The 6,599-nt window shown below is 56.7% G+C and carries 4 protein-coding genes; all 4 read left to right on the top strand.

Translation table 11 applies throughout. From position 1 onward, the window contains the following. Positions 1-1,970, top strand: a 1,970-nt coding sequence (locus K1Y02_24300; GenBank protein MBX7259504.1) for a hypothetical protein, incomplete at its 5' end; no start/stop codon positions are given. A 311-nt stretch (positions 1,971-2,281) separates the two neighbouring features. After that, entirely contained in the window at positions 2,282-4,123 is a 1,842-nt protein-coding gene (locus tag K1Y02_24305; GenBank protein ID MBX7259505.1) for a sigma 54-interacting transcriptional regulator, read from the top strand. A gap of 566 nt (positions 4,124-4,689) precedes the next feature. Continuing rightward, complete coding sequence (locus K1Y02_24310; GenBank protein MBX7259506.1) at positions 4,690-5,046, top strand: hypothetical protein; 357 nt, start codon at positions 4,690-4,692, stop codon at positions 5,044-5,046. Between the two features lie 710 nt (positions 5,047-5,756). Beyond that, on the top strand, positions 5,757-6,101 hold the full coding sequence (locus K1Y02_24315) for a hypothetical protein (GenBank protein ID MBX7259507.1): 345 nt from the start codon (positions 5,757-5,759) through the stop codon (positions 6,099-6,101). Positions 6,102-6,599: the final 498 nt, after the last annotated feature.

Consider the following 6,599-nt stretch of genomic DNA (forward strand, 5'->3'; position numbering starts at 1 on the left):
CGGACGTTTTCTGGATCTTCGGTGGGTATGGCATCGACGAGAACAGCCAAATGGGCGCGCTTAACGACGTATGGAAATATGACTGTTCGACTGGCGATTGGACGTGGATGAAAGGGGCAAAGCAGTTCAATCAGAAAGGCCAGTACGGGACTCAGGGTGTGGCGGAGTCTGGGAGTACGCCGGGAGGACGCAGCTACGCGGTGGCGTGGAAAGAAACGCTGGGTACCGTGTGGTTGTTTAGTGGGCTGGGTTATGACAGTGCGGCAACGCGCGGGTATCTGAATGATCTTTGGGCATATGACTCCAGCACCAACACCTGGACGTGGATGAAAGGCCCATCCATATCGGGACAACCCGGAGTCTATGGCGAACTGGGTGTGCCAGCAGCGGACAACTCTCCGGGAGGCCGCAGCTACGCTGCGAATTGGCTGGATGAATCGGGTGAATTGTGGCTATTCGGGGGATACGGCCATGACCGAGTCACAGACGAGGCATACCTAAACGACCTGTGGAGACTTGATACAAGCACGCTAACGTGGACCTGGATGAAGGGGAAGGCGTTGGTCAATTCTGTCGGCACCTACGGTACGAAAGGTACAGCGGCACTGGCGAATACGCCCGGTTCACGGATGTACGGAGTATCGTGGGCGGATACATCGGGTGCGCTTTGGCTATTTGGAGGCACGGGCTACGGAAGAACTGCGACGCCGGGGCTCCTGAACGACCTCTGGAGGTGGGCCGATGCACAATTGCCGGCATATACGGTCACGTTTCAGACGGACGACACTGAGGGAGCGGCTCTGATCGGGGTTACCTCGCAGACAATCGTGCATGGCCAAAACGCAACACCAGTGTCCGCCGAAGCGCCCGCGAGCCATCATTTCGTGCGATGGTCCAAGGGGGGGGCGCCATACTCGACGGCAAATCCGTTGACCGTAACGAATGTTACTGCCGCCATGACGCTCGTCGCGAACTTTGCCATCAACTTGTACAGCTTGAAGTACACGGCGGGAGAGCATGGGGTCATTCAGGGAACCGCGGAGCAGTGGGTGAATCACGGTTCGAGTGGGAGTAGCGTGCTGGCAGAGGCAATGCTTGGTTACCATTTCGTGACGTGGAGTGACGGTCTTTTAGCGGCTGAACGTATTGACACCGATGTTACCGCTTCCATCGACGTGACCGCGGAATTTGCCATTAACCAGTACACGCTCTCTTATTCGATACAGGAACATGGAACGCTCATCGGCCTTGCGACGCAAAAGGTGTCGCACGGTGACAACGGGGTACCGGTAACTGCTTCGGCCGAAACCGGCTATCACTTTGTCAGGTGGAGCGATGGAGTCACGGAGAATCCTCGCGCGGAGCAAAATGTCACAAGCGACATGAGCGTATCCGCTGAAATTGGCATCAACCAGTACGCGCTTAACTATGCCACAGAAGGAGATGGCAGCATCAGCGGCGACACGGCACAGAGCGTCGCGTACGGCGGGAGTGGTACGGCGGTTACCGCGGTACCCGGGCTTGGGAGTCACTTTGTTTCGTGGAGTGATGGTAGCACGGCAAACCCGCGAATCGATGTGAATATCACCGAAGCGCTCAGTGTCGCGGCGGTGTTTGCCTTGAATGAGTACGCGCTCGTCTATGCCGCAGGACCCAACGGGACAATTTCGGGGCCCGTCAATCAGACGGTCGCGCACGGTAGCAGCGGTGCAGCCGTCTGCGCAGTGCCGGACCCCGGATACAAATTCACCCTGTGGAGTGATGGTTGTGCAAGTGCCAGTCGAGCAGACCAAAACGTAACGGGCAACATTCAAGTGGAAGCGTACTTCGAGATTGAAGTGCCGCCGGTGATACCCGTTGGCCGCTGGACAGATTTGGTTTTGATGTTTGGATTTGGAATTCTGGCCGTGTGGAGGCTGATCCGGGCTCGCACGAATCTTAGCGATGGAATCAAGCGCGGCGGTTGGTAATTCCAGGAGATAATAGGCGCCAACTCAGAACATGTAAGAAGGGGCGGGAAAGCCAAATAACCCGAACCTCAAGCATCTTCTTCGAGTTTTCAAGAATTTCCGCAGTCCACAACGTGAAGATTCGGTGAATTCAGCGGGATATCAGGAACGGATACCGAGGCTGAAAACGGCCTTGGTAGCAAATGGTAGCTTGGGGGGGGGAGGTGATATTCTATTCATAGCGGAGCCATTCAAGGCGGAGCGGTGGGTCTCTCGTGGGGAGAGAGCTGCACCGATGACGCCAGGAGTTTGGTGTTTGAGGAGTATTTGGCATGTTTCAATTGATATGTGCGGTCGGGAGTAGCAAAGGCACAGCGCACTTGGTCGAGCACGGTGGGTTGACCATCGGGCGCGAGCCGGGTTGCGACATTGTGCTGTCCGACCCCCTTGTGTCGCGCCGCCATTGCCGCGTTCAGTCGAAGGATACTGGGCTCTGGATCGAGGACCTGGGGAGCAGGAATCCTACCCTGGTCAATGGACTTCCTGTAGAGAGGCAAAGTCTGCGGATAGGAGATGAGATCTCGGTTGGTGGAGTTCTGTATCTCGTAGGAGCGTGTGCGCGATCCGTGGAGAGTGGTGCCAATGGCGAGTACGAACATGTGCAGGACACGTGGTCGTGGGACGATGCAAAGCCCGTTTCATTGGACGTGGAGCGTGTAAGCCCGCCGCGCCAGACACGTCCAAAGACTATCGAGGACTTGATGCTCTTGTACAAGGCGGCGCATGAGTTTGCGTCCGCGATGACTGCGAACGAGTTGCTGGATGCGTTGTGCCGCCAGCTGGAAGGCCGCCTGAACCCCGAGCGTTTATGGATAGGTCGTGTGATAGACGGGGGGACGATAGTGGCATACCCGTGCGACCATCTTCGGGCGGGAGATTGGCGCAATGCACCCACATCGGCGATGCAACAATCCATTTCGGAAAATCGCGCCCTTTTGATACCCGGAACAAGACGAGAAGGGGAGAAGAAGGTTTTAGTCTTCACCATGGTGGCGCCCGTGTTTGCGGGGGGGCGTTCGCGCGGGATAGTAGTTCTGCAGACGGAGACGCCACGTGGAGCCTATGACGAACGGGATTTGGAGTTCTTGGTGCTGCTGACACGGCAGTTGGGGCCGGCGATTAGCGCGGTGGAACTGTACGAAGCGTTGCGGCGCGACAACGAGTGTCTGCGCGCGCGAACCGGGGAAGCAAGGGCGATTATTGGCACTAGCCCTGGAATTGAAGAAGTCCGACGTCAAATAGAGGTTGCAGCGCGTTCGGACTTGAGCGTTCTCATATCCGGTGAGACAGGGACTGGCAAGGAGCTTTGTGCCCGGCGATTGCACGCCGCGTCTCGACGCGCGTCAGCACCGTGGATAGCCGTAAACTGCGCGGCGATTCCTCGGGAACTGTTCGAAAGTGAAGTGTTTGGCTACGAAAAAGGTGCCTTTACGGGGGCGACAGAACGGCATGACGGACTTATGGCCCAGGCTCATGGGGGAACCATTTTTCTGGATGAGGTAGCGGACCTGAGTCCGGAGAACCAGGCGCGCATACTACGTTGTGCGGAGGACGGAACGTTTCGTGCGCTTGGGGCCAAGAAAGAAACCCATGTGGACGTGCGGATCGTGGCGGCGTCAAACCGGCCGCTGCAGACCGTCGTCGCTGAAGGCAAGTTTCGCCAGGACCTATACCATCGCCTTGCAGGGTTTGAGATCTCTGTCCCGCCGCTGCGGGAGCGGAAGCAGGACATACCCATTTTGGCCGAGTTTTTCTTCGAGGAGAGCAGACGGGTAGCGGAACGACCGGTTCGTGGCCTTTCGCCCGAGGCGATAGAAGCTCTATGCGCCCACTCGTGGCCGGGCAATGTGCGGGAACTCCGATACTGCATACTGCGGGCGGTTACCGTGGCCCAATCCGCCCGAGTGGAACCAGGGGATTTGGGGCTGTCTGTGCAACTCCCTGTAGCGGACCAATCCGGAGTGGCTCTGGTGACATTCGCTGAAGCAGAGAAGCGTCATTTAGAGGACGTTCTGCGAGCGTGTAAGGGGGATGTGGGGCGAGCCGCAAAGATACTCGGGGTGGGCAGAAGCACACTATACCGGAAGATGGCGGGCTACGGCGTCCAAGCGTGACAGGACACAGCCATGTTCTTGGGTATTTCAACAATCGATGGCGTCGCCTAGTACCGCTATCCCACATTCGGGAATAGTCCTGTCTCAGATACGAGAATAATATGCATACAAGATGCCTCAAATGGGGTATTGTTCGATAGTTCAATTTCTGTATCCCCTTGTTCGTAAATGACTTGCGGTAAATAGCTCAGCCACTATTGCGACACGGCATGAGCCTTGCAATAAGGGGATGCGAACCTAACGAATTTAAGGGGTATTCACATGTGCCGTGCCGCGACATTTGCTGACACCTTCGATTCGCTTCTGTCATCCCACTGGCTCACCGTATGCTCTCAGGGCGTGGCGGCACACCACGTTTACGGGGAATCTTCTCTCAGCGGCACTAGACGAGATTCCGCCCCGGGCCAGTGGGGTGTCCTTTAATTGCAAACCGGATTTTCTCGAGGGGACTTGCCGTTGCCTGCCTTATTCGAGTGGTGATACGGACCAAATCGGGGGTTCCTTTAGTCGGATACGAGCCGCGCGGTTGGTAGGTAGCGTTGCTAGTACCTGCGAAGGGAGGCGTCATGACTTTTGTAGATGTCGTTGACGCGCTGGATGGCAATACGCTCATCGTGGCGCCCCATTGGAGGTCTGGGAATTCCACCGGGAATCTGGTTCGGATATATGGAATGGAGACGCCGAGCATTACGACTCGAGATGGTCAATTGGCGCGGAGCAAGGTTTGCCTGATGTTGGCGGGCAGCACGGTGGCAATTACGAGGACTTACCCTCCAGAAGGTTCAGTGCTTCCTTGCGAAATCCTGTTTCGAGGAGTACCGATGTGGATGCATTTTCCGGAGTACACTCAAGGACTTCGGGCAAAGCGCGCCATGCCATGTGAGTTGCCCGATATTCCGATTGAGATGAATACCCCGCGTTAGCACTAACAGCAACACAAGGTTTGCGTTTGAAGATACTTGGGTGACATAGGCAGCACTTCTTCATTTAATAAGAAGGCGGTAGGGAAACGGGCCGGAAGGTGTGAGAACTTCTTCAGGCCCGTGCTGCTTTAGACTATAGAGTTCCGAAAGAACACATTCGTCTCCACGTACCAGGTTCTGGCTGTGCTCTGAGGACTCAAGTCTGCCGTCAGTTCTCATATTTGAGAATCGGCACGTCCCGAAGCCGGGACAATTCCCCATAGACAGCGGTTCTCTCGCCGAGCCTTGACGCCGATAGGTTGCTTTAAGTCCTTGGGATTTAGTCAGTTATCCGTTAAGGTTGGCTCCTGCTTCTACAAGGCACGCTACTTGCTCCAGATGTATTAGGTTGTCTTTTGGGAGAAAGGCGAGTGGACTGTGCGGCTGCCCTTGATGGGAACACCCTTCCGTCGTTCCCCTTCGTCGGAGTTGCTGCTGTTAGGCGGGACGCTGGATGTAATCCTACCTTCAAATGAAAGCCTTAGTCCGATTGTCCACTGCGTCCTTTCCTTGAGTCGGATCAACCGCGACCATTTTGAATAGTTGGACGATTTCAACGCATTCCGTGCTTTTCGCGGGAAGCGGTGGAGTCGACTCCGGGGTAATCGATTCACGGTAGTCCACCGCAGTTCGGGCCTCGTGATTCGGGATCGCGATGGGAGGACTGTGACATGAACTTGGTGAGCGTGATCGATGCGTTGGACGGGAACACACTGGTAGTCTCGCCGTCATGGAATGTAGATGGACGCACGGGGAATCTGGTGAGGGTATGCGGCATGAACGCGCCGCTGCGCAGCACGGAGCGCGGCGCGCTGGCGCACTGCAAAATGAGCCTGCTGCTTGCGGGCAGCTACGTGAAAATCACCCGGATGTATCCGCCGGAAGGCGTTGTTTTGCCATGCGAAGTCGAGTATCGCGGCCTACCATTGTGGATGCACTTCCCGGAGTACTCGGAGAGTGGCTTGTGGGAGGTGGACACGGCCGAGATGCCGGAGATTACGATTGACATGAATTAGCCCGCCGTCCCTGCCGGGCAATTGAGATGTAGACCGGTCTCCGTGCCGGGCGATTTGGTCCTCATGTTGCCGCCGCCTCCGGTTTCACATTTGTCCCAGGCATCTTGCCTGCGCTCTTCATGCCCTGTGCCGCATCGCCCCATCTCTACCGCACACCTCCCCGTAACCGCTCATCCTCGCTGTCATCCCGAGCGAGTGACCGCTCGTGCGCTGGTTTCAGTGGCAGAAACAAGAGCTAAGCGGAGTCTTCTCTCCGGAGTGCCGTAGGCACGACAGACTCCAGCCTGGGGTGAGATTCGCGGCAACGACGCGAATCGAAACCCCAGGTTACAGTCCCCAACCAATGTGAGCCCTGTAAGGGCAAAAGCAACTTACACGATCCGTTTCTTAGGAGTCCGCTTCCAGCGGACGAGGGATCGGGCTCAAACCAGACATCCCCGAACGCCGCAATCACCGGGCGCGGCGCCACATTTGCCTTAGACCGAGCGCCCGGCTACC

Source organism: Candidatus Hydrogenedentota bacterium (assembly GCA_019695095.1).
In the GTDB taxonomy this organism is placed as follows: domain Bacteria; phylum Hydrogenedentota; class Hydrogenedentia; order Hydrogenedentales; family SLHB01; genus JAIBAQ01.